The sequence below is a fragment of the Streptomyces sp. W16 genome (assembly GCF_033194735.1).
In the GTDB taxonomy this organism is placed as follows: domain Bacteria; phylum Actinomycetota; class Actinomycetes; order Streptomycetales; family Streptomycetaceae; genus Streptomyces.
In genome coordinates, this window is record NZ_JAWOAI010000080.1 from 1 (window position 1) to 25355 (window position 25355).

At 71.1% G+C, this 25355-nt stretch carries 21 protein-coding genes and 1 pseudogene; 15 read left to right on the top strand and 7 right to left on the bottom strand.

Going from position 1 to position 25355, the window contains the following annotated elements; all coding sequences use genetic code 11:
- Positions 1-234, bottom strand: a 234-nt coding sequence (locus tag R6V09_RS13540) for a universal stress protein (protein ID WP_317881642.1), incomplete at its 3' end; no start/stop codon positions are given.
- Positions 235-400: 166 nt separating this feature from the next.
- On the opposite strand from R6V09_RS13540, the gene R6V09_RS13545 reads away from it, so the two are divergent.
- Both R6V09_RS13545 and ppdK read left to right on the top strand, forming a co-directional pair.
- Positions 401-1336 carry a universal stress protein gene (locus R6V09_RS13545; RefSeq protein ID WP_317881643.1) on the top strand — a complete coding sequence of 312 codons (936 nt, stop codon included), beginning with the start codon at positions 401-403 and terminating at the stop codon, positions 1334-1336.
- A 15-nt stretch (positions 1337-1351) separates the two neighbouring features.
- Positions 1352-4054: a pyruvate, phosphate dikinase gene (gene ppdK, locus R6V09_RS13550; RefSeq protein ID WP_317881644.1), complete on the top strand. Its 2703-nt coding sequence runs from the start codon at positions 1352-1354 to the stop codon at positions 4052-4054.
- 61 nt (positions 4055-4115) lie between these two features.
- On the opposite strand, the gene R6V09_RS13555 is transcribed toward ppdK, so the two are convergent.
- From R6V09_RS13555 to R6V09_RS13565, 3 genes are read right to left on the bottom strand one after another with little or no spacing between them, the layout of a single operon-like run.
- A complete protein-coding gene (locus R6V09_RS13555; RefSeq protein ID WP_317881645.1) occupies positions 4116-5651 on the bottom strand; it encodes a pyridoxal phosphate-dependent decarboxylase family protein in 1536 nt (511 codons plus the stop codon).
- Positions 5652-5675: 24 nt separating this feature from the next.
- Positions 5676-6302: a hypothetical protein gene (locus R6V09_RS13560; RefSeq protein WP_317881646.1), complete on the bottom strand. Its 627-nt coding sequence runs from the start codon at positions 6300-6302 to the stop codon at positions 5676-5678.
- A 43-nt stretch (positions 6303-6345) separates the two neighbouring features.
- A complete protein-coding gene (locus tag R6V09_RS13565; protein WP_317881647.1) occupies positions 6346-6780 on the bottom strand; it encodes an ATP-binding protein in 435 nt (144 codons plus the stop codon).
- Between the two features lie 527 nt (positions 6781-7307).
- Here R6V09_RS13565 and R6V09_RS13570 point away from each other — a divergent pair.
- The 5 genes from R6V09_RS13570 to R6V09_RS13590 all read left to right on the top strand — a co-directional run bounded on the left by R6V09_RS13570 (position 7308) and on the right by R6V09_RS13590 (position 13704).
- The gene (locus tag R6V09_RS13570) at positions 7308-8231 is read left to right on the top strand and encodes a carbamate kinase (protein WP_317881648.1); all 924 of its coding nucleotides are present in this window, start codon (positions 7308-7310) and stop codon (positions 8229-8231) included.
- Positions 8232-8379: 148 nt separating this feature from the next.
- On the top strand, positions 8380-10638 hold the full coding sequence (gene pflB, locus R6V09_RS13575; protein WP_317881649.1) for a formate C-acetyltransferase: 2259 nt from the start codon (positions 8380-8382) through the stop codon (positions 10636-10638).
- Positions 10635-11381: a pyruvate formate-lyase-activating protein gene (gene pflA / locus R6V09_RS13580; RefSeq protein WP_317881650.1), complete on the top strand. Its 747-nt coding sequence runs from the start codon at positions 10635-10637 to the stop codon at positions 11379-11381. Before pflB ends, pflA begins: the two co-directional genes overlap by 4 nt.
- 209 nt (positions 11382-11590) lie before the next feature.
- A complete protein-coding gene (locus tag R6V09_RS13585) occupies positions 11591-12397 on the top strand; it encodes a methyltransferase (protein ID WP_317881651.1) in 807 nt (268 codons plus the stop codon).
- Positions 12397-13704 (top strand): salicylate synthase, encoded by a 1308-nt coding sequence (locus R6V09_RS13590; protein ID WP_317881652.1) that lies wholly within the window; start codon positions 12397-12399, stop codon positions 13702-13704. The genes R6V09_RS13585 and R6V09_RS13590 overlap by 1 nt, the downstream gene beginning before the upstream one ends.
- A gap of 323 nt (positions 13705-14027) precedes the next feature.
- Here R6V09_RS13590 and R6V09_RS13595 read toward each other — a convergent pair whose 3' ends face one another.
- Both R6V09_RS13595 and R6V09_RS13600 read right to left on the bottom strand, forming a co-directional pair.
- The gene (locus R6V09_RS13595; RefSeq protein ID WP_317881653.1) at positions 14028-14435 is read right to left on the bottom strand and encodes an acyl dehydratase; all 408 of its coding nucleotides are present in this window, start codon (positions 14433-14435) and stop codon (positions 14028-14030) included.
- The gene (locus R6V09_RS13600) at positions 14432-14917 is read right to left on the bottom strand and encodes an FAS1-like dehydratase domain-containing protein (RefSeq protein ID WP_317881654.1); all 486 of its coding nucleotides are present in this window, start codon (positions 14915-14917) and stop codon (positions 14432-14434) included. Before R6V09_RS13600 ends, R6V09_RS13595 begins: the two co-directional genes overlap by 4 nt.
- A 127-nt stretch (positions 14918-15044) precedes the next feature.
- Here R6V09_RS13600 and R6V09_RS13605 point away from each other — a divergent pair, with 127 nt between their 5' ends.
- The 8 genes from R6V09_RS13605 (at position 15045) to R6V09_RS13640 (ending at position 25024) form a co-directional block, all read left to right on the top strand.
- Positions 15045-15923: an alpha/beta fold hydrolase gene (locus R6V09_RS13605; protein WP_317881655.1), complete on the top strand. Its 879-nt coding sequence runs from the start codon at positions 15045-15047 to the stop codon at positions 15921-15923.
- A 31-nt stretch (positions 15924-15954) separates the two neighbouring features.
- Positions 15955-18267 (top strand): CaiB/BaiF CoA-transferase family protein, encoded by a 2313-nt coding sequence (locus tag R6V09_RS13610; protein ID WP_317881656.1) that lies wholly within the window; start codon positions 15955-15957, stop codon positions 18265-18267.
- Positions 18264-19781 carry an AMP-binding protein gene (locus R6V09_RS13615; protein ID WP_317881657.1) on the top strand — a complete coding sequence of 506 codons (1518 nt, stop codon included), beginning with the start codon at positions 18264-18266 and terminating at the stop codon, positions 19779-19781. The genes R6V09_RS13610 and R6V09_RS13615 overlap by 4 nt, the downstream gene beginning before the upstream one ends.
- 50 nt (positions 19782-19831) lie before the next feature.
- Positions 19832-20269 (top strand): Fur family transcriptional regulator, encoded by a 438-nt coding sequence (locus tag R6V09_RS13620; protein WP_200690827.1) that lies wholly within the window; start codon positions 19832-19834, stop codon positions 20267-20269.
- 33 nt (positions 20270-20302) lie between these two features.
- Positions 20303-22513 carry a catalase/peroxidase HPI gene (gene katG / locus R6V09_RS13625; RefSeq protein WP_317881658.1) on the top strand — a complete coding sequence of 737 codons (2211 nt, stop codon included), beginning with the start codon at positions 20303-20305 and terminating at the stop codon, positions 22511-22513.
- 111 nt (positions 22514-22624) lie between these two features.
- A complete protein-coding gene (locus R6V09_RS13630; RefSeq protein ID WP_317881659.1) occupies positions 22625-24232 on the top strand; it encodes a serine/threonine-protein kinase in 1608 nt (535 codons plus the stop codon).
- Between the two features lie 9 nt (positions 24233-24241).
- Positions 24242-24694: a flavodoxin family protein gene (locus tag R6V09_RS13635; protein ID WP_317881660.1), complete on the top strand. Its 453-nt coding sequence runs from the start codon at positions 24242-24244 to the stop codon at positions 24692-24694.
- 99 nt (positions 24695-24793) lie between these two features.
- Positions 24794-25024: a chaplin gene (locus tag R6V09_RS13640; RefSeq protein WP_317881661.1), complete on the top strand. Its 231-nt coding sequence runs from the start codon at positions 24794-24796 to the stop codon at positions 25022-25024.
- Between the two features lie 54 nt (positions 25025-25078).
- On the opposite strand, the pseudogene R6V09_RS13645 reads toward R6V09_RS13640, so the two are convergent.
- Positions 25079-25355: pseudogene (locus R6V09_RS13645) on the bottom strand (hypothetical protein); the annotation flags it as partial.

Sequence of the window (25355 nt, forward strand, 5' to 3'; positions counted from 1 at the left end):
GCTCACCGCCCGGACCGTCAACGACGGGTGGTGCGCGGCGAGTTCGGCGACCACGTGGTCCGCCACGGTGTCCGGGCGGTAGGGCCACTGCTCCACCGGGTCCAGGTTTTCCGGGGGTGCCACATGCACCACCCGCAGCGGCAGCCCGCGTCGCAGCGCCTCGCGCGCCGCCCAGTCGGCGGCGACGCGGCTGCGTGCCGACCGGTCGACTCCGGCGATGATCACTCGTTCCATGGTGCGCCGCCTTCCAGGTGAGTGGCCCCTCCATCCTGACGGCCCGAGGCGGGTGCGCGCTGGGGCCGAACGGACCTCGGACGGAGACCTGGCGGCCCATACCTGCCCGCAGGCCGCAGGCCGACGCTGGAAGGGAGGAGTAGACCGAGCGCAGGAGGTGCGGATCATGCTGCCTCCCGTCATCGCCGGAGTCGACGGTTCCGCCGAGAGTCTCGCCGCCGCCGACTGGGCGACCCGTGAAGCAGCGCGCCGTGACCGGCCGTTGCGGCTCGTACACGCCTGGAACTGGCGCCCGCGCCAGGAGGACGGCGGGCCGGGCACGGCCGCCATGGGGGTACCTCCCACGCCCTTAAGTCAGTGGGGGAGGCATCAGGCGCGCCGCATCCTGCGGCAGGCGAAGGAGCGGGTCCGTGCCGTGGCCCCGGGCGTCCGTCCGTACGACCAGCAGGTGGAGGGTCCCGCGACCGCCGCCCTGCTGAAGGCGTCGGGGGAGGCCGAGCTGCTGGTGCTGGGTTCGCGCGGCCTGAGCGGGTTCACCGGGTTCCTGGTGGGCTCGGTCGCGCAGGGCGTGGTGGCCCGTGCCATTCGGCCCGTGGTCCTCGTCCGGGCGGACGAGGAAGCCACCGATGAACACCTTCCGGCACCCGGAGGCCGCCCCTCCATCCTCATCGGTTACCGGGACGTGGTCCTGGGCGTCGACCTCGGCGATCCGTGTGACGCGGTGATCGAGTTCGCCTTCGAGGCGGCCCGGCTGCGCGGCGCACGGCTCCGCGCTGTCCACGCCTGCCGGCAGCCGTCCCCGTTGAGGCTCGGCCCCGGTGAGATCGGCCTGCTCGACGGACCGCGGCGAGCCGAGGAATGGCACGGCTTCCTGTCCGCCGTACTCCAGGTGTGGCGCGACAAGTACCCCGGCGTCGAGGTCACCGAGACGGTCACGGAAGGCCGGGCCCGGTCCGTGCTGCTCCGGGCCTCCTCCGGGGCGGGCCTCCTCGTGGTCGGCCGGCATCTCACCGACCGTCCGGCGGGACCACGCATCGGTCCGGTCACCCACGCCGCCATCCATCACGCCGGCTGCCCCGTGGCCGTCGTACCCCACGAGTGAGAGGCCCGATCCCTGATGACCGCACCGACCAAGTACGTGTACGAGTTCGCCGAAGGCAGCCGCGAGATGGCCGCCCTGCTCGGCGGCAAAGGAGCGGGACTGGCCGAGATGACCCGGCTCGGGCTGCCCGTGCCGCCCGGATTCACCGTCACCACCGAGGCCTGCAAGGCCTACCTGAAGACGGGCGAGGAGCCGCCCGAGCTCGCCGTCGAGGCGGCCCGCGCGCTGGCCGGACTGGAACGGACGATGGGCCGCACCCTCGGCGCGCCCGACGATCCGCTGCTGGTGTCCGTGCGCTCGGGCGCCCGCTTCTCCATGCCCGGCATGATGGACACGATCCTCGACATCGGCCTCAACGACCGGTCTGTCACCGGGCTCGCCGAGGCGTCCGGACAGGAGCGCTTCGCGTGGGACTCCTACCGGCGGCTGATCCAGATGTTCGGGCACACCGTGATGGGCGTGGAGGGCGACCTGTTCGAGCAGGCCATCGCCACGCACAAGGCACAGCGTGAGGTGAGTGGTGACCACGATCTCGACACCGCCGAACTCACCCTGATCACCGAGGAGTTCAAGGCCATCATCCGCAAGGAGACCGGCGAGGACTTCCCGCAGGACCCGGCCGAGCAACTGGCCCGCGCCATCCGCGCGGTCTTCGACTCCTGGAACGGCGAACGCGCCCACATCTACCGCCACCGCGAACACATCTCCGAGGATCTCGGCACCGCCGTGAACGTCCAGGCGATGGTCTTCGGCAACCTCCGCTCCGCCGTGACATTCGAAAGCAGCGGCACCGGCGTCACCTTCACCCGCGACCCCGCCACCGGTGAACGCGGCATGTACGGCGACTACTTGCCCGACGCACAGGGCGAGGACGTCGTCGCGGGCGTCCGCGACGCACTGCCCCTGATCGAACTGAAGCGGCTCAACCCGCGCGCCTACATCCAGCTCAGTGACCACCTGCGCACCCTGGAGCACCACTACCGCGACCTGTGCGACGTCGAGTTCACCGTCGAGCGCGGCAAGCTGTGGATCCTGCAGACCCGCGTCGGCAAGCGCACCGCCGAAGCCGCCTTCCGCATCGCCCACGACCTGCGCGAGGAGGGCACGATCGGCTCGGACGAGGCCCTGGTCCGCGTCGACGGCGCCGAACTGACCCGCCTGATGTTCCCCCGCTTCGACACCACCCCGGCCGATGTGCCCCTCGCCCAGGGCGTCCCAGCCTCACCGGGCGCGGCCGTCGGCGTCGTGGTCTTCGACTCCGCCGAGGCGGTACGACGCGCCGCGGCCGGCGAGGCCACGGTCCTCGTCCGCCGGGAGACCACCCCCGACGACCTCCCCGGCATGATCGCCGCACAGGCCGTCCTGACCAGCCGGGGCGGCAAGACCAGCCACGCCGCCGTCGTCGCACGCGGCATGGGCAAGGTCTGCGTCTGCGGCGCCGAAGCCCTCACCGTCGACCCGGCGGCGCATCAATTCACCACGGAATCAGGCGTGTTGGTGCACGAGGGCGACACCGTCTCCGTCGACGGCACCGCGGGTACCGTCCACCTCGGCGCACTGTCGCTGACCGCGTCCGACGTCGGCCGCGCACTGGAGACCGGCACCGCGAACGGCCCGCTCACCGAGGCGGTCCTGGGCGCCCTCGCCCTCGCCGACTCCGTACGACGCCTCGAAGTGCGGGCCAACGCCGACACCCCCGAGGACGCCGTACGCGCCCGCAGCTTCGGCGCGCAGGGCATCGGACTCTGCCGCACCGAGCACATGTTCCTCGGCGAGCGCAGGGAACTGGTCGAGGCGATGATCCTGGCCCGCGACGAGAGTGCCCGCCAGGAGGCCCTCGCCGCCCTGTTGCCCCTCCAGCGCGAGGACTTCACCGGCATCCTCACGGCGATGGACGGACTGCCGGTGACCATCCGGCTCATCGACCCGCCCCTGCACGAATTCCTGCCGGACCGCACGGAGTTGGCCGTACGCCTGGCCCGCGAGGAGCGGCCGGACCCGCACGACCGTGAACTGCTCGCCGCCGTCGAGCGGATGCACGAGCAGAACCCGATGCTGGGGCTGCGCGGTGTCCGGCTCGGCCTGGCCGTGCCCGGTCTGATGGCCATGCAGGTGCGGGCCGTCGCCGAGGCCGTGGTCGCGCGGCTGCGGGCCGGTGGCCGACCGCGCGCCGAGATCATGATCCCGCTCGTCGGGACGGTCGAGGAACTGCGGCTGGCACGCACCGAGACGGAACGGGTCCTCGCTGAGGTCCAGCAGGACACCGGCACGACCCTCGACTGCCCGATCGGCACGATGATCGAACTGCCGCGGGCCGCGCTCACCGCGGGCCGCATCGCCGAGTTCGCGGACTTCTTCTCCTTCGGTACCAACGACCTGACCCAGACCACCTGGGGCCTGTCCCGCGACGACGCCGAGGCCTCCTTCTTCCCGCTGTACCTGGAGAAGGGCGTCTTCACCGTGTCACCGTTCGAGACGATCGACCAGGAGGGCGTGGGCCGACTGGTGGAGCTGGCCGTCGAGGCGGGCCGAGCTGTCAACTCCCGCCTGGAGACCGGGGTTTGTGGCGAACACGGCGGTGACCCGGAGTCCATCCACTTCTTCCACCGGGTGGGCCTCGACTACGTCTCCTGCTCGCCGTTCCGCATCCCGGCGGCCCGGCTGGAGGCCGGACGGGCGGCCCTCATGGACATCACCGGGGGCAGCGACAGCAGGTGACTGGCTCGGTCAGCCATGAACGCAGTAGGGGCACGTCTCCCTGGTCGCTGCGGGCCGGTGGTCATCGATGGCGCGGTGGCTGATCGGTTCCGGGGGCGGAGTGCTCGGCGTCGGCGGCGTGGAGGACTTCGCGGATCAGCAGGTCGACGTCGTCGGTGGTGGTGCGGTAGTTGCACAGGGCGGCGCGCAGGACGGTGCAGCCGTGGACGGCGACGGTGGCGAGGTAGGCGCGTCCGTTGTCCTGGACGCGGCGGGCGATGCGGGTGTGGAGGGCATCCGCGTCGCTGTGGTTGGCACCCTGGTCGGGGTCGGTGATCCGGAAGCAGACGACCGGCCACGGGCCGCCGGCCAGCAGGTGAAGCCTGGGTTCGGCGGTGATCCGCTCGCGCAACTGGTCGGCGAGGGCCAGGTAGTGCTTGATCAGGCCGGTGACGCCGTCGCGGCCCAGGTGGTGCAGGGTGGCCCAGAGGCCGAGGGCCCGGGTGCCGGGACGGGTCAGTTCGATCGTCGCGTGGGACAGCCAGGGCAGTGCGTCCGGTTCGCCGGCGGTGAGGTAGGAGGCCTGGTGGGCGAAGGCCGTGTGCAGGTGCTCGGGGTCCGGGACGAGCAACGCCCCGCACCCCACCGGCACGCTGAGGGTTTTGTGCGGGTCGACGGTCAGGGAATCGATGCCGCCGACGCCCATGTAGTGGGGTGCCAGGGCCGGGACCGCGGCGCCGAGTCCGCCCCAGGCCCCGTCCGCGTGGTGCCACATCCCCACGCTCCGGCACAGCTCCGTGACCGGTCCGAGAGGGTCTACGGCGCCGGTGGCGGTGGTGCCCAGCGTGGTGACGGTGCAGAAGGGCAGCAGGCCCGCGTCCAGGTCGGCGGTGACCGCGGCGCGCAGCGCGGCGGGGTCCAGCCGGTCCTGCGGGTCGGTGGCGACGGGCCGCAGCCGGTGGGCGGGCAGGCCGATGCAGGCAGCCGCTTTGGCGACGGACATGTGCGCCTGGGCGCTGTAGTACAGGGTGAGACGGGCGTGGTCGCGGTCGAAGGCGGGGCCGTCGGCGGAACCGCGCCGGGTGAGGAACCAGGTGCGGGCGGTGGCCAGGGCGAGCAGGTTGGCCATGGAACCGCCGCTGGTCAGCACCCCGCCCGTACTGCCGGGCAGGCCCGCGAGGTCGGCGAGCATGCGCACGGTGCCGCGTTCCAGGTCCATCAGGGCGTTCTCGCCCATTCCGCAGGTCGCGTTGACGGCACAGGCCAGCAGGTCGGCGACGATCCCGGACGGTGCGGGCGGCGAGTTGACCCAGGCGAAGAACGCGGGGTGTCCGTTCCCGGTCGGGTACGGTGCGATCTCGTCGCGCACGAAGTCCAGCACCCCGCCCAACTCCCCGCCCTGTGGCCGCAGTTGTCCCGCACGCAGTCGGGACCGCGCCTGCGGAGGCAGGGGACGGGCGACTGGGCTCCGGGGCAGTTCGCTCAGGTATTGGGCGGCCCACTCGGCCGCCGCCACGAGTTCGTCCCGCAGCACCTTCGTGTGGACCGCGGGCGGTTCGGGGGAGAGGTCGAACCTGCCGAGCAGGGACGGAGTTTGGTCATCCGAACGGTGAGCCATGGCGGCGTGTGGGGCCTTTCGTCGTCACAAGACCCCCTGGTCAGCGAAGCGAGGGCCATGATCGTAACGACTGGCCACATCGGCCGACACGTGTACTGGCACAACTCGACCGCCGCGACGACGGGCACCGCGCGCCTGTACCCGGGCGGCCTGGTCGAGGAGCAGGGTACGGCGGCGCAGCAGCGGCAGTCCGGCGCGCAGCACTTCGCCGTGCAGCGGATGGGCCAGCGACACCGTCGCACGCCGCCGGTCCTGGCCGACGCGGATCAGTCCCGCCTGCTCCAGGGCCGCTGTCACCTGCGGCGGGGCGAGGGCTTCGGCATACGTCAGGGGTAACGGCTCGCACAGCGCGAGCAGTTCGAGCACGGGGCGCCCCGCGGGATCGGCGGCGGCCAGCCGGGTGCCGATGATCTCGGTCAGCCGCGCGGTGCCGGGCAGCCGGTCGTCGACCAGGTGCCAGATCTCTCCGTCCCCGGTCAGGTTCCCGGCGGCCAGCGCACCGAGGACGAGTTCACGCAGGTAGAGCACGTTGCCACCGCTGGCGGCCGACAATTTGTGCAGGGTTCTTCGCGTGACCGGTCTCCCGAGTGCGGCCTGCAACAACGTTTCCATCTGCGCCGGGCTCAGCACGGTCAGATCGACCTGGTACACCGCGTCCCCGCCCCGCAGTGCCGCGACGGCCTCCCCGCACGGCTCACCGGTGCGCACCGTGCCGATCAGCAGGAGGACAGGCGTCCATCAACTGCCGCAGCAGTACGGCGGATGCGGCGTCCAGCAGATGCATGTCGTCGACGAACAGCACCCACTGCCGCCCGGGCCCGGAGGCCAACTCCCGTGCCACGGCCGCGAATCCGGCGACGGGATCGGTCAAGTCGACCCCCATGGGCAGCAGATGGGCGATCGCCCCCAACGGCACCGCACCCGCGGCGACACTCGCGGTGGCCCGCCCCACCCGGTACCCGGCCGCCGCGGCGCGCTCCAGACACTCCTCGGCCAGCCGGGACTTCCCCACCCCGGCGGCCCCACCCACCACGAACCCGCGACACCCCTGGTCCGCCAGGGCCGCCGCGAAGTACTCCAACTCCGGCCCACGGCCCGTCAACGGCCAACGCCCTGCCCAATCCCGCACCCCCCGGCTCCCCCCTGGCAGGGCAAGACACGTAGGCCCACCCGATCAGTACACCTGGGGTAGTACTTCACGCACCCGTCATATGCCGCTCGGCACCATCTCATCAGCTCACAGGCGTGCGTCGGGTTGGAGTTCAAGCCATTGTCGACGGCTTCCCTGTGGCGTCCCCGGCCGCTCGACGGGCCGTTCGGCACACGACGCCCTGGGCCCCATGGTCCCGGCGGGGGACGTCCGGCCACTGACCACCAGCACTGCCGCCGGGAAAGATCGTGCACGGATCGATTCGACCGCCTCAAACCTGCCCAAGGAGTACCGCCATGCCCAGGACCCCAAAAGGCAGCGAAGGGGCGGTCTGCACGACCGTCGCACCCACCTCGGCCAGGACCTCTTCGACACCTACGGACTGGACGGCCTGGAGGTCACCGACGACGTGTTCTCGTCCTCCGCCTCGATCGTCTTCGGACCAGGCGGAGAACCGACCGCAGACCATCAAAGCCGTACTCGTCGCCACTCTGGAGGACTGAGCCATGCGTATCGTCATCGCGCTCGGCGGCAACGCCCTGCTGCACCGCGGCGAACGCCCCGACGCCGCCGTCCAGGTGGCCAACATCGACCGCGTGACCACCGCGATCGCCGCCCTCGCCCACGACCACGAGATCGTCATCACCCACGGCAACGGCCCCCAGCTAGGCCTGCTCGCCGTGGAGAGCGCCGCCGACCCCGCCCTCAGCGCTCCCTACCCGCTCGATCTGCTCGGCGCCCAGACCCAGGGCCTGATCGGCTCCCTGCTGGCCCGCACCCTGCACGACGCCCTGCCCGGACGCCGGATCGCCGCGCTGATCACCCACACCCTCGTACGGGCCGACGACCCGGCCTTCGAACACCCCACGAAGTTCGTCGGCCAGGTCTACCCCCACGACACCGCGTCCGCGCTCGCCCGCAGACGCGGCTGGCACATCGGCGCCGACACCACCGGCCGGCGCCGCGTCGTCCCCTCCCCGGAACCCGAGCGGATCCTGGAGACCGACACCATCCACGACCTGCTGAACAGCGGAACGCTCGTCATCTGCGCGGGCGGCGGAGGCATCCCCGTCACCGCGGACGACGACACCGGCGCGCTCACCGGGGCGGAAGCCGTCGTCGACAAGGACCTCACGGCAGCCCTGCTCGCCGAGGATCTCAAGGCCGACTTCCTGCTCGTCCTCACCGACGTGCCCTGCGTCTACACCGGCTACGGCACCCCCGACCAGCGGCCCGTCCTCGGCGCCACCCCCGCGCAGCTGCGCGGCGGCGACTTCCCGGACGGCTCCATGCGACCGAAGACCGAGGCCGCCGCCCGGTTCGTCGAGCGCACCGGCGCACTGGCCGCGATCGGGGCCCTGGACGCGGCGTACGAAATCGTCCACGGCAGGTCCGGCACCCTCGTCCGGCCCGAGCTGCCCGTCGTATGAGCGTGTCCCGACCGGGGAGGGCCGTTCGGCCCCCACAGAGGGTCGGACGGCCAAGGTCAGGGCCCTGACCGGCCCTCTCCTCGGCCGACGTATCGCACGAGTATCGGTAGTGAGGGATTCCAGTGCGAAGCAAGGGAGAGAACCGGCGATGACAACGACAGCGGCAGCCGGAACACGCGCGTCCGAGGCATGGCGCGACTTCGCGGGTACCTCTTGGCGCGAGCGCGTCGACGTGCGCGACTTCATCCAGGCCAACTACACGCCGTACGAAGGCGACGCGACCTTCCTGACCGGTCCCACCGCCCGCACCCGTGCCGTCTGGGAGAAGGTCAGCGCCCTGTTCCCGGAGGAGCGCACCCGGGGCGTCCTCGACGTGGACGCCGCCACCCCCTCCACCATCACCTCGCACGCCCCCGGATACATCGACCGCGAACGGGAGTTGATCGTCGGCCTCCAGACCGACGCCCCGCTGAAGCGCGCGATCATGCCCAACGGCGGCCTGCGCATGGTCGAGAACAGCCTGAAGGCCTACGGCTACGAGCCCGACCCCTTCGTCACACGCGTCTTCGGCACCTACCGCAAGACCCACAACGACGGCGTGTTCGACGCCTACACCCCCGAAATGCGCGCCGCCCGCAAGGCCGGCATCATCACCGGACTGCCCGACGCCTACGGCCGCGGCCGGATCATCGGCGACTACCGGCGCGTGGCGCTGTACGGCACGGACCGGCTGATCGAGACCAAGAAGGCCGAGCGGGCCAAGCTCGACGCCTGTGCTTCCTCCACCGAGGTCATCCGCGACCGGGAGGAACTCGCCGAGCAGACAAGGGCGTTGGGCGAGCTCACGCGAATGGCGGCGACGTACGGCTGCGACGTCTCGCGCCCCGCCGCCACCGCCCACGAAGCCGTGCAGTGGCTCTACCTCGCCTACCTGGCCGCCGTGAAGGAGCAGAACGGCGCCGCTATGTCGCTCGGCCGCACCTCCACCTTCCTCGACGTCTACCTCCAACGGGACCTGAACGAAGGCGTGTTGGACGAGTCCGGCGCCCAGGAACTCATCGACGACTTCGTGATCAAGCTGCGGATCGTACGGTTCCTGCGCACCCCCGAGTACGACGCCCTGTTCTCCGGCGACCCGACCTGGGTGACGGAGTCCATCGGCGGCATCGGCACCGACGGCCGCACCCTGGTCACCCGCACCTCCTTCCGCTTCCTGCAGACCCTGTACAACCTCGGCCCCGCCCCCGAACCCAACCTGACGGTCCTGTGGTCCCCCCAACTCCCCTTCGCCTTCAGGGAGTTCTGCGCCCAGGTCTCGATCGACACCAGCGCCGTCCAGTACGAGTCCGACGAGCTGCTGCGCCCGTGCACCGGCGACGACACCGCGATCGCCTGCTGTGTCTCGGCGATGCAGGTCGGCAGGCAGATGCAGTTCTTCGGCGCCCGGGTCAACCTCGCCAAGGCCCTCCTGTACGCGGTCAACGGCGGCCGGGACGAGATGACCGGCGAACAGGTCGCGTCGCAGACGTCCCCACTGACCGGCGAGTACCTGGACTACGAGGAACTGTCCAAGGCCTACGACCACGTCCTGGACTGGCTGGCCCGGACATACGTCAACGCGCTCAACGTCATCCACTACATGCACGACAAGTACGCCTACGAGCGCATCGAGATGGCGCTGCACGACTACCCCGTGCACCGCTTCATGGCCTGCGGCATCGCCGGTCTGTCGGTCGCCGCCGACAGCCTGTCCGCCGTCAAGTACGCCCGGGTGAAGGTGTTCCGCGACGCCACCGGCCTCGCCGTCGACTTCCGCACCGAGGGCGACTTCCCGGCCTACGGCAACAACGACGACCGCGCCGACAGCATCGCCGTAGGACTCGTGGAGTCCTTCATGGAGAAGGTGCGCCAGTACCCCACCTACCGGGGCGCCGAGCACACCCAGTCGGTGCTGACGATCACCTCGAACGTCGTCTACGGCAAGCACACCGGCAACACCCCCGACGGCCGCCACACCGGACAGCCCTTCGCTCCCGGCGCCAACCCGATGAACGGCCGCGACCGGCACGGAGTCGCCGCCTCCGTCCTCTCGGTGGCCAAGCTGCCGTACGAACAGGCCCGTGACGGGATCTCGTTGACGACGACGATCACGCCCGAGGGGCTGGGGCACGCGCCCGACGAGCGTGCCGGGCATCTGGTGGGCATCCTCGACGCCTACATGTCGGCCGGCGGCTTCCACATGAACGTGAACGTCCTCGACCGCGCGACTCTGGAGGACGCCATGGAACACCCGGACAAGTACCCGGACTTGACCATCAGGGTTTCCGGTTACGCCGTCAACTTCGTCCGCCTGACCCGGGAGCAGCAGCTCGACGTGATCAGCCGCACCTTCCACGGATCGCTGTGAGCACCGTGCGTACCGCGACGACCGGCCGAATCCACTCCTGGGACCTGTCCACCGGCGTGGACGGGCCCGGGACCCGGTTCGTCCTCTTCGTCTCCGGCTGCCCGCTGCGCTGCCTGTACTGCGCCAACCCCGACACCTGGCACATGCGCGACGGCCAGGAGATGAGCGTCGACGCGGTGATGGCGGAGATCGAGAAGTTCCGCGGCTTCGTCACCACGGCCGGCGGCGGGGTCACCCTCACCGGCGGCGAGCCACTGCTCCAGCCGGCGTTCACCGCGGAAGTCCTGCGCCGCTGCAAGGAAGCCGGTCTGCACACCGCGCTGGACACCTCCGGCTTCCTCGGCGCCCGCGCCACCGACCAACTCCTCGCCGACACCGACCTGGTGCTCCTCGACATCAAGTCGTTCGACGTCAACACCTACCGGAAACTGACCGGCGGCGAGCTCTCTCCCACCCTCAACTTCGCGACGCGGCTGGACCGACTCGGCGTCCCCATGTGGATCCGGTACGTCCTGGTCCCCGGCTGGACCGACGACCTGGAGTCCGTGGACGCCCTGGCCGGCTTCGTGGCGGGACTCGGCGCGGTCGAGCGGGTCGACGTGCTGCCCTTCCACAAACTCGGCGCCGCGAAATACGAAGCCCTTGGTATCCCCTTCCCGTTGCACGACAATCCGGTGCCCGACCCCGACCTGATCGAGAAGGTTCGCGAACGCTTCACGAGGCACGGAGTCCAGGCCTACTGAGTGCCGAGCCACCCGACAGTCGATCACTTCAACCGGCAGCCGAGTTGCGCAGTCCACGTTGCGCTGATCCAGCCCTCGTGCAAACAAGCTCTCTCAGGGCCACCGGTGTACGCCTCGTCCTCCACCCACCTCTGAACGCCCTGTGTTCGCTCCCGTGCACTACGTGACCATGTGAAGGCACCGTCCCCTTCGTCACCTGGCGGTAGTCCGTGTCCCGTTACCTCTTCGACAGTGCCGCCCTGCAGACCGTCGGCCGCTTCACGGCCCTGGAGTCGTGCTACGACCCCGTTTCCCGACGCCAGTTGGAGCTGACCGGGCTCACCGCCGGGTGGAGATGCCTGGAAGTCGGCGGTGGCGGAGCCTCGTTGGGCGACTGGCTGGGAGAGCGGGTGGGGCCGCGGGGCGAGGTGACGGTCACCGAGCTCGAACCGCGCTGGGCCGCCCCACGACAACGGCCGGAACACGTGCGCCTGTTGCGGCACGACGTCGTCCGCGACCCGCTGCCCGGCCAGGACTACGACCTCGTCCACGCCCGGCTGGTGCTGCTGCACCTGCCGGAACGGATCAGCGTGCTTCAGCGGCTCGCGGCAGCCCTGCGACCGGGCGGGTGGCTGGTGCTGGAGGAGTTCGACTGCGGCTGGACACCGGTTCTGGCCGCGCCCGACGACGCGTCGGCAGCCCTGTTCGACCGGGTCCACACAGCGCTGATGGGCCTGTTGGAGAAGGCCGGCGCCGATCCGCTGTGGGGACGGCGCGTGATGGGGGCGATGGCAGCAGCCGGACTGAGCGACCTCACGGCGACCACGTACGCCGAGGCGTGGCCGGGCGGGAGCACCGGCATCGCGCTGCACCGCCACAACACCGAGCAGGTCGCCGACCGCCTGACAGCATCCGGGGTGACCCAGGACGAACTGACGGAATTCCAGGCCCTGTTGCACCACCCGGAATTCGTCGTGAACTCGTACCCGCTCATCAGCGCACGGGGCCGCCGTCCACATGAGAAGGAAGTCCCGTGATGACCCGGAACACCTATCTGGAAGTACGCCTGCCGCTGCGGGAGGAGCCGCTGCAGCTGGTGACCCGGCTGGCCGGCAGCGGTCTGTTCGACCCGTACGTGGTGTACGAGAACGGCCCTTGCTGGGCCCTGGCCGGAGGCGCTCTGACCGAGGTCCGGCTGAGTGGTCAGGACGCGGGGGACCTGAGCCGGGTGGGCAGACGACTCGCGCAGACCCCAGTGGCCGGCTGGCGGGCGTACGGCTGGGCGGCGTTCGAGCTGGGCGCAGTGCTCGCCGGAGCGCACCCGGACGGCTCGGGCACCCTGCTGCACCTGATCGTGCCCACGGACGAGGTGCGTGCCGACGGACGAGACATCCTCGTCCGTGCCCTCACCCCGGAACGGCTGGACCTGGTGGTCGGCCATGTCCGCGCCGGGAGTGCCGGGCTTCCCCGGGCTCAGGCCGGGCGGATCACCCTCTCGCTGGAGGACCGCGGCAACTACCGGGCCGCGGTCACGGCGGCACTGCTGGAACTGCACGGGCAGGGCCCGCTGGAGAAGGTGATCCTCTCCCGGCGGGTTCTGGTGCCGACGGCGGTGGACATGGTCGCCAGCTATGTCGAGGGGCGGCGGGCCAACACCCCGGCGCGCTCGTTCCTGCTCGACCTCGGAGGCATCCAGGCAGCAGGGTTCAGCCCCGAGACGGTAGCCGAGGTGACCGCCGACGGGCAGGTCACCACCCGGCCCCTGGCCGGCACCCGGGCCAGGACCGGAACGGCCGCCGACGATGCCCGGCTGCGCGCCGAACTCCTCAACGACCCCAAGGAGATCCACGAGCACGCCATCTCCGTCAAACTCGCCCTGGAAGAGCTCGGCGCGGTGTGCGACGACACCCGTGTCAGCGAGTACATGACCGTCCTCGACCGCGGCACCGTCCAGCACCTGGCCTCCACCGTCACCGGCCGCCTGCGCCAAGGACACGGCCCCTGGGACGCGTTCGCGGCCCTCTTCCCCGCGGTCACCGCCACCGGCATCCCCAAAGCGCCGGCGTACCCCGTCATCCGGGCCCTCGAAGGAAGGCCCCGCGGCCTGTACGCCGGCGCGGTCCTGACCTGCGACGCCGACGGCAGCTTCGACGCCGCCCTCGTACTGCGCAGCGTCTTCCGGCTGGAGGACCAGTGCTGGCTCCAGGCCGGCGCCGGAGTCGTACGGCAGTCCCGGCCCGAACGCGAACACGAGGAAACCTGCGAGAAGCTGCGCAGCGTCGCCCACCATCTCGTCCCCACCCAGCACCCCGCCAACAGCGAGGCTGACGCTCCCTCAAGGTGAGGCTGACGCCCGGGAGCGGTTCACGGTCCGAGCTCAGGGTCGCAGGAGAACAACAGGCGGTCGGCCGGCCGTAGCGGCGCGGTACGGGTGCGACGGGCCCGCTTCGCTACCTTCACCGGCATGCCGAAGATACTGCGCGCCACCCCCTGGCCGCAGCCGCCGACATCACCGCGTACTTCGACCGCGAGAACGCGGCCCAGTGCGGCCCCTGTATCAAAGGCACCTCCGCGATGGCCCAGGACCTCTTCGACCTGGACGACTTCGGCTACGCCGCCGCGACGGACGACGGCACTGCCCAGGACCCCCAGATCGGTCTGTGGGTCTCACCCCCTCACCACCACCGCACGACCCCGGCAGCACACCACCTCACCGGTACCGCAACGCTCCATCAGACCGAGCACGACCGCACCACTCACCGCGTCCACCGACTCCACCGTGCCCGTCACCACCAGCCGGTCCCCGACAGAGGCCGGCGCCCGGTTCTGCCACTCCACCTCCAGCACCCGGCCACCCGTACCCGCGAACTCCGTGGCGGCGCGATGGAACAGACAGCCGTGCAGCTGAGCCATGACGACCGGACCGGCCAGCCCCTCCGCGCGGGCGAAGGCGGTGTCGTAGTGGATGCGATGGGCGTTGCGGGTGACCGCGCCGAACCGCAACAGGGTGATCGCGTCGGGGGTCAGCTCGACGGGCAACACGGCCTGTCCGACGGTGATGTGACGGCCCGTCACCGGACGATGAACCTCTCCGTGACCTCGACCAGCGTCCCCCGCGCAGACCCGTACACCTTCTTCACCGTGAGCAGCAGGAACCCCTCACCGCTGCCCTTGCGCTCCACGCCGGTCAGCGTGCGCCGCAGCTCGATCCGGTCGCCCGCCCGTGCCGCCGCGACCCACCGCACCGCCTGGCCGCCCGCCATCAGCCGGACCGCGAGCCCGTCGGTGCCGGGCACCTCGTCGCGGTACATGCCGTCCGGCCGGAACTCCGACGTGTCGGCACCGGGCGCCCCGCGCAGCAGACTCACCACGTACATCGGATGCACGGCGAAGTCGGCGTGGCCGGGATCCACGAGACGCGGCGCGCTCTCCCCGGCCGCCCGCGCGAACTCCGCCGCGTCCTCGGCCCGTACGACCCCCAACGACCGTCGCTCCCACCTCCCGACCGACGCCCGGGCCCGCTCCTCGACCAGCTCCAACTCGGCGTTCCGGAACATGGGCTGCCTCCTGTGCTCGTCCCACACCCGGACGCTAAGGACGCGCCGACCCCGACCGCCACGGAACCGGCCCGCTCAGCGGACCGTTCCGCTTGGGCGGAGATCGCCGCCGTCCCACCATCGGGACATGGACCTCATGGACATCCAGCCGCCGCCGGAGGGCGCCTACGCGGAAGCGGACGGCGTCAAATACCACTACGTCGAACTGGGGGAGGGCGGCCCCACGGTCAGTCCCACGGTCTTCCTGCACGGCGGCGGCCCCGGCTGCACCGGCTGGTCGGACTTCGGGCAGGTGGCCCCCCTGTTCGCCAGGGACCGCCGCTGCCTGCTCGTCGACATCCTCCAGTACGGCAAGTCCGCCAAGCCCGTCATCGAGGGCCCCATGTGGGACTACCACGCGGCCAAGACCGTGGCCCTGCTCGACGAACTCGGCATCGACCGCGCCGACTTCGTCTGCAACTCCTGGGGCGGCACCATCGCCCTCAACCTGGCCGCCAAGTACCCCGAGCGCGTACGGTCGTTGGTCGTCACCGGCAGCATGCCCGTCTTCTACGGCCCCCTCGCGCCGTTGCCGGAAGGTGGCCGGCGTGGCCGCAACGCCCGGGACGTGTACTACGGCGGCACCGGCCCCTCGTGGCAGAAGATGCGTGAACTCATCGCCCGCCTGGAGTGGTTCGACCCGGACGCCGTCCCCGACGGCACCGTGACCCTGCGCTACGAACAGAGCCTCGACCCCGAGGAGACCGCCCTCGCCGGCGCCTCCGACAACCCGCGCGGCGACTGGCAGGACCTCACCGCCGAACTCGGCCGGATCGCCGCGCCGACACTCTTCGTGTGGGGCATGCAGGACGCGTTCCTCACCCCCGACTACCCGCTGATGCTGGCCCGCATGATCCCCAAGGGCAACCTGCACGTGATGAGCGAGGCCTCCCACCACCCGCAGGAGGAACGGCCCCACGACTACCACAGCGTCGTCACCGGCTTCCTGAACCAGCGCCACAACTGAGCCCGTACGACCGACTCTCCGGGGAGGAGATGTGAGCGAGACCGTGCCGCGCGTCGTTGAACTGCCCAGCCCCTTCACCCGGTTCGCGGGCCGGCTGCTGGTCGGACTCGGGTACGAGGTCGTGCTCGTCGAACCGCCCGAAGGCGACCAGACCCGGCGCGAACAGGGCGGCGACGCGTTCGTCCACTGGCACGCCGGCAAACGGTCGGTCGTCCCCGCCTCGCCCGGGGAACTGCGCGCTCTGCTGACCACCGCCGATGTGCTCCTCGACGGGAGCCCGGGTGGCGCGGAGGCGCTCGCCGCCGGGCTCGACGATCTCGTGCACGTCCGCGTCACCCCCTTCGGACTGATCGGCCCCCGCAGCGACTGGCAGGGCACCGACCTCGTGGTGGCCGCGCTCGGCGGGATGCTCGCCCAGGTCGGCGACCCCGACGGACCGCCGCTACGACTGCCGGAGCAGCAGGCTGAACAGCTCGCCGGCGTCAACGCGGCGATCGCCGCCCTGCTCGGCCTGCGCGCCCGCCGCACCGGTCCGGGACAGCTCGTCGACGTCTCCGCACAGGCCTGCGTGGCCGCCGCCCTGGAGGCCGGAACCCTTGCCTACCTGCACGAGGACCGGGTTCCGCCACGGCCCGGCAGCGTCCACCCCCTCGTTCCGCACGGCCTGTTCCGGGCCGCCGACGGCTACCTGGGCGGCGGGCTCGGCGGCAGCCCCCGTATGTGGGACGCGCTGCTCGACTGGCTGCGCGAGGAGGACGCCGCGGCCGACCTCACAGAACCCCGCTGGCAGGACCCGGTCGAACGCAAGAAACACCAGGAGCACGTGTTCAAGGTCGTCCAGGACTTCGTGGGCACCTGGCCGAAGGCCGAGTTCGCGGAGCGCGCCCAGGCCAGAAAGCTCCCCTGGGCCGCCGTCGACCTGCCCCACGAACTCCCCGACAACCCGCAGCTCACGGCCCGTGAGTTCTTCACCCGGGTACGGACACCGGAGGGCGAACGGACCGACCTGGGCTTCCCCTTCGCGTTCCCCGAAGGCCACCGGGTACGGGAGTTGGACGTCCGGGACGTGGGCGCGGACCAGGACCTGCTTCAGGCCGGACCACGTGCCGAACGCCCTGTGCGGCAAGCCTCCGAACACTCCGCCCTCCACGGCATCCGCGTCCTCGACCTGACCTGGGTCCTCGCCGGCCCCTACTGCACGAAGATCCTCGCCGACCACGGCGCCGACGTCATCAAGGTCGAGTCCGCGGGCCGCCCCGACCCCACCCGCTTCGCCCCCTTCATGCACCTCTCGCGCGGCCCCCACACGGACCCGAACACCAATGGCTACTTCAACGAGGTCAACCGCAACAAACGCAGCATCGCGCTCGACACCCGGACCGAAGACGGCATCGCGGTGCTGCGCGAACTTATCGCCCACTGCGACGTCCTCGTGGAGAACTTCAGCTCCACGGTCATGCGCAAACTCGGCCTGGGCTACGAGGAGTTGCGCCGGATCAACCCCGGACTCGTCTACGTCAGCATGTCGGGCATGGGCCACACCGGACCGCGCAACGGCTGGGTGTCGTACGCCGACACGGTCTCGGCGAGCGGCGGTCTGACCGCACTCACCGGCTGGGGGCCGGACGACGTGGTCGGGGTGATCTACGGCCACGGCGACATCGTCGCGGGACTGCAGGCAGCCCTCGCCACGGTCGCCGCACTGGAGCACCGCGCCGGCACCGGGCGCGGACAGCACATCGACCTGTCCCAACTGGAGGCGATCGCCGCCCACATGGGCACCAGCCTCCTCGGCGGTCCGGAGGTGACACCGGCCGGCAACACCCACCCGAGCTGGAGCCCGCAGGGCGTCTACCGCTGCCTCGGCACCGACCGCTGGCTGGCCGTCAGCGTGCGCGACGACACGGAGTGGGCCGCGCTGTGCGAGGTCGTCGGCCGACCCGAACTCGCCACCGACGAACGGACGTCGACGGCCGAAGCGCGCAGACACGCCACGGACCTGGTCGACGCCGTGCTGGGCCAGTGGACCCGCACGCTCCCCGCCGACGTCGCCGCTGAGGCGCTCCAGGCACACGGCGTCCCGGCCGGCGCGGTCCAGGACGGCCGCGAACTCGTCGAGCACGACCCGCAGTTGAGGGCCCGCGGCTTCTATGTGCGCAAGGAGCACCCGGTCGCGGGCGCCTTCCTCCACGAGGGCGTCCCGATCCGCCTGACCCGCACACCCGGCGGGATCCGCGAGGCCGCGCCCGCGCTCGGCGCCGACACCGACGCCGTACTGAGAGAGGTGGCGGGATTCTCGACGGAGCGCGTCCGGCAGCTCCGGGAGGCCGGAGTCCTGCGGTGATCGACACCGTCCCCGGCCTCCTCGACGCGGCGGCCGGGGAGTTCGGCGGACGGACCTTCCTGCGGATGGGGGAGGTGACCCGGACGTACGCGCAGACCCGTACGGCCGCGGCCACCATGGCGGGCGCGCTCGCGGAGCGCGGCTGCCGCCCGGGGGACCGCGTCGCCGTCATGGCGGGCAACCGGATCGAGTTCGTCGACCTCGTCCTCGGCTGCGCCTGGCTGGGCGCGGTGCTGATCCCGCTCAACACCGGGCTGCGGGGTGGTGGACTCCGGCAGGTGCTGCGTGCGGCGGAACCGCGATTCCTGTTGGTGGAGGAGGAGTTGGCGGAACGTGTCGTGGCGGCCGGATTCCAGGGGGAGTTGTGGGTCGTCGGCGGGGACGGCGTACCGGCTCCGGGCACGGCGCCCGCCGTACCGGCGGCCCAAGTGCGTCCGGACGACACCGCGTTCGTGCTGTTCACCTCCGGCACCACGGGGACGGCGCGCGGGGTGCGGTGCCCGCACGCGCAGACCGTCTGGTGGGGCCGCAACGTCTCCGACTCGCTCCGCCTCACCGCCGACGACGTGCTGTACACCTGCCTCCCGCTGTTCCACACCAACGCGCTGAACACCCTCGCGCACGCGATGGCGGTGGGCGCGAGCTGTGTGATCGACGAGCGGTTCTCGGCATCGCGGTACTGGGGGCGGGTGGCCGGGACCGGGGCGACCGTCGTCTATCTGCTGGGCGCGATGGTGCCGATGCTGCTGGCGCAGCCGCCGGGCCCCGCCGACCGCGCGCACCGGGCTTGGCGTGGACTCTCCCCGGCCACTCCGGGGTCCGCGTGGGAGGCGTTCCGTGAGCGGTTCGGGGTCACGCTCGTCGACGGGTTCGGGTCGACGGAGACGAACCTCGTGATCGGGTCGACGCCCGAGGAGCAGCGGCCCGGATATCTCGGCACCGTGCGCGACGGCTTCTCCGCGCGCGTGGGCGACGAACTGCTCGCCCCTGTCGCGGACGGAGTCCCCGGCGAGCTGCTCGTCCGCAGCGCACACCGATTCGCCTTCTGTACCGGCTACTTGGGGGAGCCGGAGCCGGGCCCCACCGCGTGGCGGCGTACCGGCGACCGGGTGGTGCGCGAGCCCGACGGCTGGTTCCGGTTCGTCGACCGGATCAAGGACGTCATCCGGCGGCGCGGCGAGAACGTCTCCTCGCACGAGGTGGAGTCCGCCGTCCGCGCGCACCCGGCGGTCGCCGACGCGGCGGCCTTCCCGGTGCCCTCGGAGCTGGCCGAGGACGAGGTCATGGTCGCGGTCGTCCCCGTGCCCGGGCAGGCGCTGGACCTCCGGGACCTGGTACGGCACTGCGCGGAGGAGTTGCCCGCCTTCGCGGTGCCCCGCTACATCGACACCGTCCGGGAGCTCCCGCTCACCGCGACCGGCAAAGTTCGCAAGGCGGCATTGCGGGAACGTGGGGTCACCGCCACCACATGGGACCGCTCCACATCGCCCACCCCTGCACGACATCAAACTTGAACTGTTTGTTTTCTTGAATCACTCGTGTTTATGGCTGTAGGTTGAGCGCCATGACCGCATCCCAGCCACCGACCACCGCCGAGGAGCTGCGCGGTGCCGGCCTGCGGGTGACGGCAGCCCGCGTCGCACTGCTGGAGACCGTCCGGCACGGTGACCACCTCGATGTCGAGGCGGTCGCCTCCGGGGTCCGTGACCGTGTAGGACACATATCGCTCCAGGCCGTCTACGACGCCCTCCACGCGCTGACCTCGGCAGGACTCATACGCCGTATCGAACCGGCAGGCAGCCCCGCCCGCTTCGAAGGACGCGTCGGCGACAACCACCACCACCTCATGTGCAGGTCGTGCGGTGTCGTCGCCGACGTCGACTGCGCGGTCGGTGAGGCACCCTGCCTGACCGCCGCCGACGACCAAGGCTTCTCGATCGACGAGGCCGAGGTCATCTACTGGGGCCTGTGCCCCACCTGTACCGCGGCCCCCAGTTCCTGAGCCACGTGATCCACCCCGTTTGGAAGGATTCCCATGTCTGAGAACCACGACGCAATCGTCACGGACGCGAAGTCGGAGGACGCCGGGGGCTGCCCCGTCGCGCACGGGCGCGCCGCGCACCCCACCCAGGGCGGCGGTAACCGTCAGTGGTGGCCGGAGCGCCTCAACCTGAAGATCCTCGCCAAGGACCCGGTGGTCGCGAACCCGCTCGGCGCGGACTTCGACTACGCCGAGGCGTTCGGTGCCCTCGACCTCGCGGCCGTCAAACAGGACATCGCCGAGGTGCTGACCACCTCGCAGGAGTGGTGGCCGGCAGACTTCGGCAACTACGGCCCGCTGATGATCCGGATGGCCTGGCACAGCGCCGGCACCTACCGCATCAGCGACGGCCGCGGCGGTGGCGGCCGTGGCCAGCAGCGTTTCGCGCCGCTGAACAGCTGGCCGGACAACGGCAACCTCGACAAGGCCCGCCGTCTGCTGTGGCCGGTCAAGAAGAAGTACGGCCAGTCCATCTCCTGGGCCGACCTCATGATCCTCACCGGCAACGTCGCGCTGGAGACGATGGGCTTCGAGACCTTCGGCTTCGCCGGTGGCCGCGCCGACGTCTGGGAGGCCGACGAGGACGTGTACTGGGGGCCCGAGACCACCTGGCTCGACGACCAGCGCTACACCGGCGACCGCGAGCTGGAGAACCCGCTCGGCGCCGTCCAGATGGGCCTCATCTACGTCAACCCCGAGGGCCCGAACGGCAACCCGGACCCGCTGGCCGCGGCCCGCGACATCCGTGAGACCTTCCGCCGCATGGCGATGAACGACGAGGAGACCGTCGCCCTCATCGCCGGTGGTCACACCTTCGGCAAGACCCACGGCGCGGGCCCGGCCGAGTCGGTCGGCGACGACCCCGAGGCCGCCCCGCTGGAGGCGCAGGGCCTGGGCTGGAAGTCCACCTACGGCACCGGCAAGGGCGGCGACGCGATCACCTCCGGCCTTGAGGTGACCTGGACCACCAAGCCCACCCAGTGGAGCAACGACTTCTTCGACATCCTCTTCGGCTACGAGTGGGAGCTCACCCAGAGCCCCGCCGGCGCCAACCAGTGGGTGGCCAAGGACGCCGAGGCGATCATCCCGGACGCCCACAGCGACGCCAAGAAGCTCCCGACGATGCTCACCACCGACCTCTCGCTGCGCTTCGACCCGATCTACGGTGAGATCTCGAAGCGCTTCCACGAGAACCCGGCCCAGTTCGCGGACGCCTTCGCCCGCGCCTGGTTCAAGCTGACCCACCGCGACCTGGGCCCGAAGTCCCTGTACCTCGGCCCGGAGGTCCCCTCCGAGACCCTGCTGTGGCAGGACCCGCTGCCGCAGGCCGAGGGCGAGACCATCGACGCCGCCGACGTCGCGGCCCTCAAGGCGAAGATCCTCGCCTCGGACCTGACCGTCTCGCAGCTCGTGTCCACCGCGTGGGCGTCCGCCTCCACCCACCGTGGCAGCGACAAGCGCGGCGGCGCCAACGGTGCCCGTATCCGCCTGGAGCCGCAGCGCGGCTGGGAGGCCAACGACCCCGACCAGCTCGCTTCTGTGCTGCGGGTCCTCGAAGGCATCCAGCAGGAGTTCAACTCCGGCGCCAAGAAGGTCTCCCTCGCCGACCTGATCGTCCTCGGCGGTGCCGCCGCGGTCGAGAAGGCCGCCAAGGACGGCGGCGTCGAGGTGGAGGTCCCCTTCACACCGGGCCGTGTCGACGCGACCGAGGAGCACACGGACGTCGAGTCGTTCGCCGCGCTGGAGCCGACCTCCGACGGCTTCCGCAACTACCTCGGCAAGGGCAACCGCCTCCCCGCCGAATACCTGCTGCTCGACCGGGCCAACCTGCTCACGCTGAGCGCCCCCGAACTGACCGTCCTCGTCGGCGGCCTGCGTGTCCTGGGCGCCAACCAGGGCCAGTCCACCCACGGTGTCCTCACCGACAAGGTCGGCACGCTGACGAACGACTTCTTCGTCAACCTGCTCGACCTGGGCACCACCTGGTCCTCGACCTCCTCGGACCAGCAGACCTTCGAGGGCCGCGACGCCTCCGGCGCGGTCAAGTGGACCGGCACCCGTGCCGACCTCGTCTTCGGCTCGAACTCCGAACTCCGCGCGCTCGCCGAGGTCTACGCGAGCGACGACGCGAAGGCGAAGTTCGTGAACGACTTCGTCGCCGCCTGGGTCAAGGTCTCCGACCTGGACCGCTTCGACCTGGTCTGAGCACTCCGCACCACCTGACGTCCGGGTCGGCCCTCGCGGGTCGGCCCGGACGTTTCTCACCTTCTGAACTCGCGGCACAGGCGTGCACGTTCGTCACATAAGCTCCTCCGCATGAACGAGGGCGAGACCGACAGACGGGTCGTCGACGGCCGCTTCGAGCTGGAGTCCCGGCTCGGCGGCGGTGGCATGGGCACGGTGTGGCGCGCCCGCGACCTGCTGCTGCACCGCTACGTCGCGGTCAAGGAGGTCCGGCCGCCGGACATCGACCTCGCCGAGTACGACCCGGGCGCCGCGGAGATGCTGCGCCAGCGGGTCCTGCGCGAGGCGCGTGCCCTGGCCAGGGTCGAGCACCCGAACGTGGTGACGATCCATCACATCGTCGACGAGGGCGTGGGCACCTACCCGTGGCTCGTCATGGAACTCGTCCAAGGCGGCTCGCTCGCCGACCGGTTGGCCCGCGGACCCATGGCCCCCGCCGAGGCCGCCCAACTCGGCCGCGGAGTGCTCGACGCCCTGAACGCGGCGCACGAGGCGGGCGTCCAGCACCGTGACGTGAAACCCGCCAACGTCCTGCTGCGCACCGACGGCCGCCCCGTCCTCACCGACTTCGGCATCGCCGCGATCCGCGACGCCACCGCCCTCACCGCCACCGGCTCGATCATCGGCACCCCCGACTACATGGCCCCGGAGCGGGTCTCCGGCCAGAGCGGCGGCCCCGCCGCCGACCTGTGGTCGCTCGCGATGATGCTGTACGTCGCCGTCGAGGGCTACCACCCGCTCCAGCGCGGTACGACCCTGGCCACGCTGGCCGCCGTACTCCAGGAGGACGTTCCGCCACCGGTACGGGCCGGATCGCTGACGCCGGTGCTGTCCTGCGTGCTGGTCCGCGATCCCGAGTCGCGGCCGGACGCCGGGACGGTCGGCCGGATGCTGGACGTCGCCGCGGCACAGCCCGAGGACCGCCGCCCCGAGACCACCTCGTACCGGCTCGCACCTCCGGTGCCTCCGCCGCTGCCGCCCACCGACGGAATGCAGGTGACGGGCAGTCGGCGACGCCCGGCGAAGCGGAACCGGGGCGTCACGGTCGCCTCCAGCGTCGTGGGCGTACTGCTGGTGGGGACGCTCGCCTGGAAGGTGCTGCCGGACGGGAACGACAAGAAGGACACGAGTACGTCCCCGGGCGCCACTGCCACCGGACAGACGCACCAGACCACGCCCACCGTCTCGGCGAGTCGGAGCAGCGCCGCCGTGAAGACCCAGGACATGCTCACCCCGGACGGTATCCGGACCGCGATCAAGGCCTTCAAGGAGAAGACGGGCAGCGACAGATTCGCCGACTTCTCCGTCTACCCGGGGTACGTCATCGCGGAGGTGATGGTGAAGGGCAGCGAGACCAAGTACGTCAGCTACACCTACCGCTCCGGCACCGGCTTCGACGAGGGGTTCGACGACAAGGGCACGATGATCGACGGAGACAAGCCGGTGAAGCTCGACGACTTCAACTGGGACGCCGTTCCCGCGTTGCTGACGCGCGCGAAGAAGGACCTGAAGGTCGAGAAACCGACGAGCCGTTACCTGCTGCTCCGGTCGCCGAGCACCAACGGCGGCGACACCCCGGCGGGCATGGCGATCTATCTGAGCGACGACTACGGCTCCGACGGTTTTCTGGAGGCCAACACCCAGGGCACCGTGACCAGGGTGGAACCGGCCGACGGGTAGGTTCACCGCGTGCCCACCTTGCTGATCGTGCATCACACCCCCTCGCCCAACTGCCAGGCAATGTTCGAAGCCGTCGTCTCCGGCGCGACGACCCCGGAGATCGAGGACGTGCAGGTCGTACGGCGTGCCGCCCTGTCCGCGACCGTGTCGGACGTGCTGGCCGCCGACGGGTATGTCCTCGGCACGCCCGCGAACCTCGGCTACATGTCCGGTGCCCTCAAGCACTTCTTCGACCAGATCTACTACCCGTGCCTGGACGAGACGCGCGGCAGGCCCTTCGGGTACTACGTGCACGGCGGGAACGACGTGACGGGAGCCGTGCGCGGCATCGAGTCGATCACGACCGGGCTGGGCTGGCGGCGCGCGGCGGACCCGGTGACGCTCACCGGTGAGCCCGCCAAGGCGGGCACCGAGGCCTGCTGGGAACTCGGGGCGACGGTGGCCGCTGGACTGACGGCCTGAGCGGCGGTCGCCACCCGTTCGGACGCCGAAGAGTGTCGTGACCCCCCGGAGCACCGTCAGCGTGGAGGGACATGTCCCTCCGAGTGACAGGAGTTCTCCATGAGGAAGCGTCTGACGGCCGCGATGGGTTTGGCGGGTGCGGCTTTGCTGCTGTGCGCCGGTACGGCGAGCGCGGACCCCGACCCCGTCGGTGTCGCCGTCGACAGCCCGGGCGTGCTCTCCGGAAACGTCGTCCAGATCCCCATCGACCTGGACCTCAACGTGTGCGGCAACACGATCAACGTGATCGGTCTGCTGAACCCGGCGGCGGGCAACCACTGCGAGGGCTGAGCGGCCGTACCGTGAACGAGCCGTGGGCCCCGCGCCCGCGGCTCGTTCCGTGTGTCAGGGGACGTCGGTCAGCCGGTGCAGGGGAGTGCCGTGGGCCCAGCGCCGTAACCGCGTGCCGTCGATGAGCTGGACGCCGCCCTGGCGGCGCGCCCACTGCACATCACGTCCGCTGAAGGTCCCCCGGTGGACGACGAGACGGAGATGCGGCCCGGAGCCTGCCGTGTGCCCCGAGCGCGTGGGGGCCTCTTCGTCGGGCAGCGGTTCGGCGACCGGCCGGAAGGCAACCTCCAGGCGGCGACCGCGCCGGTCGCGGGCCCGGACCCGAGGTCGG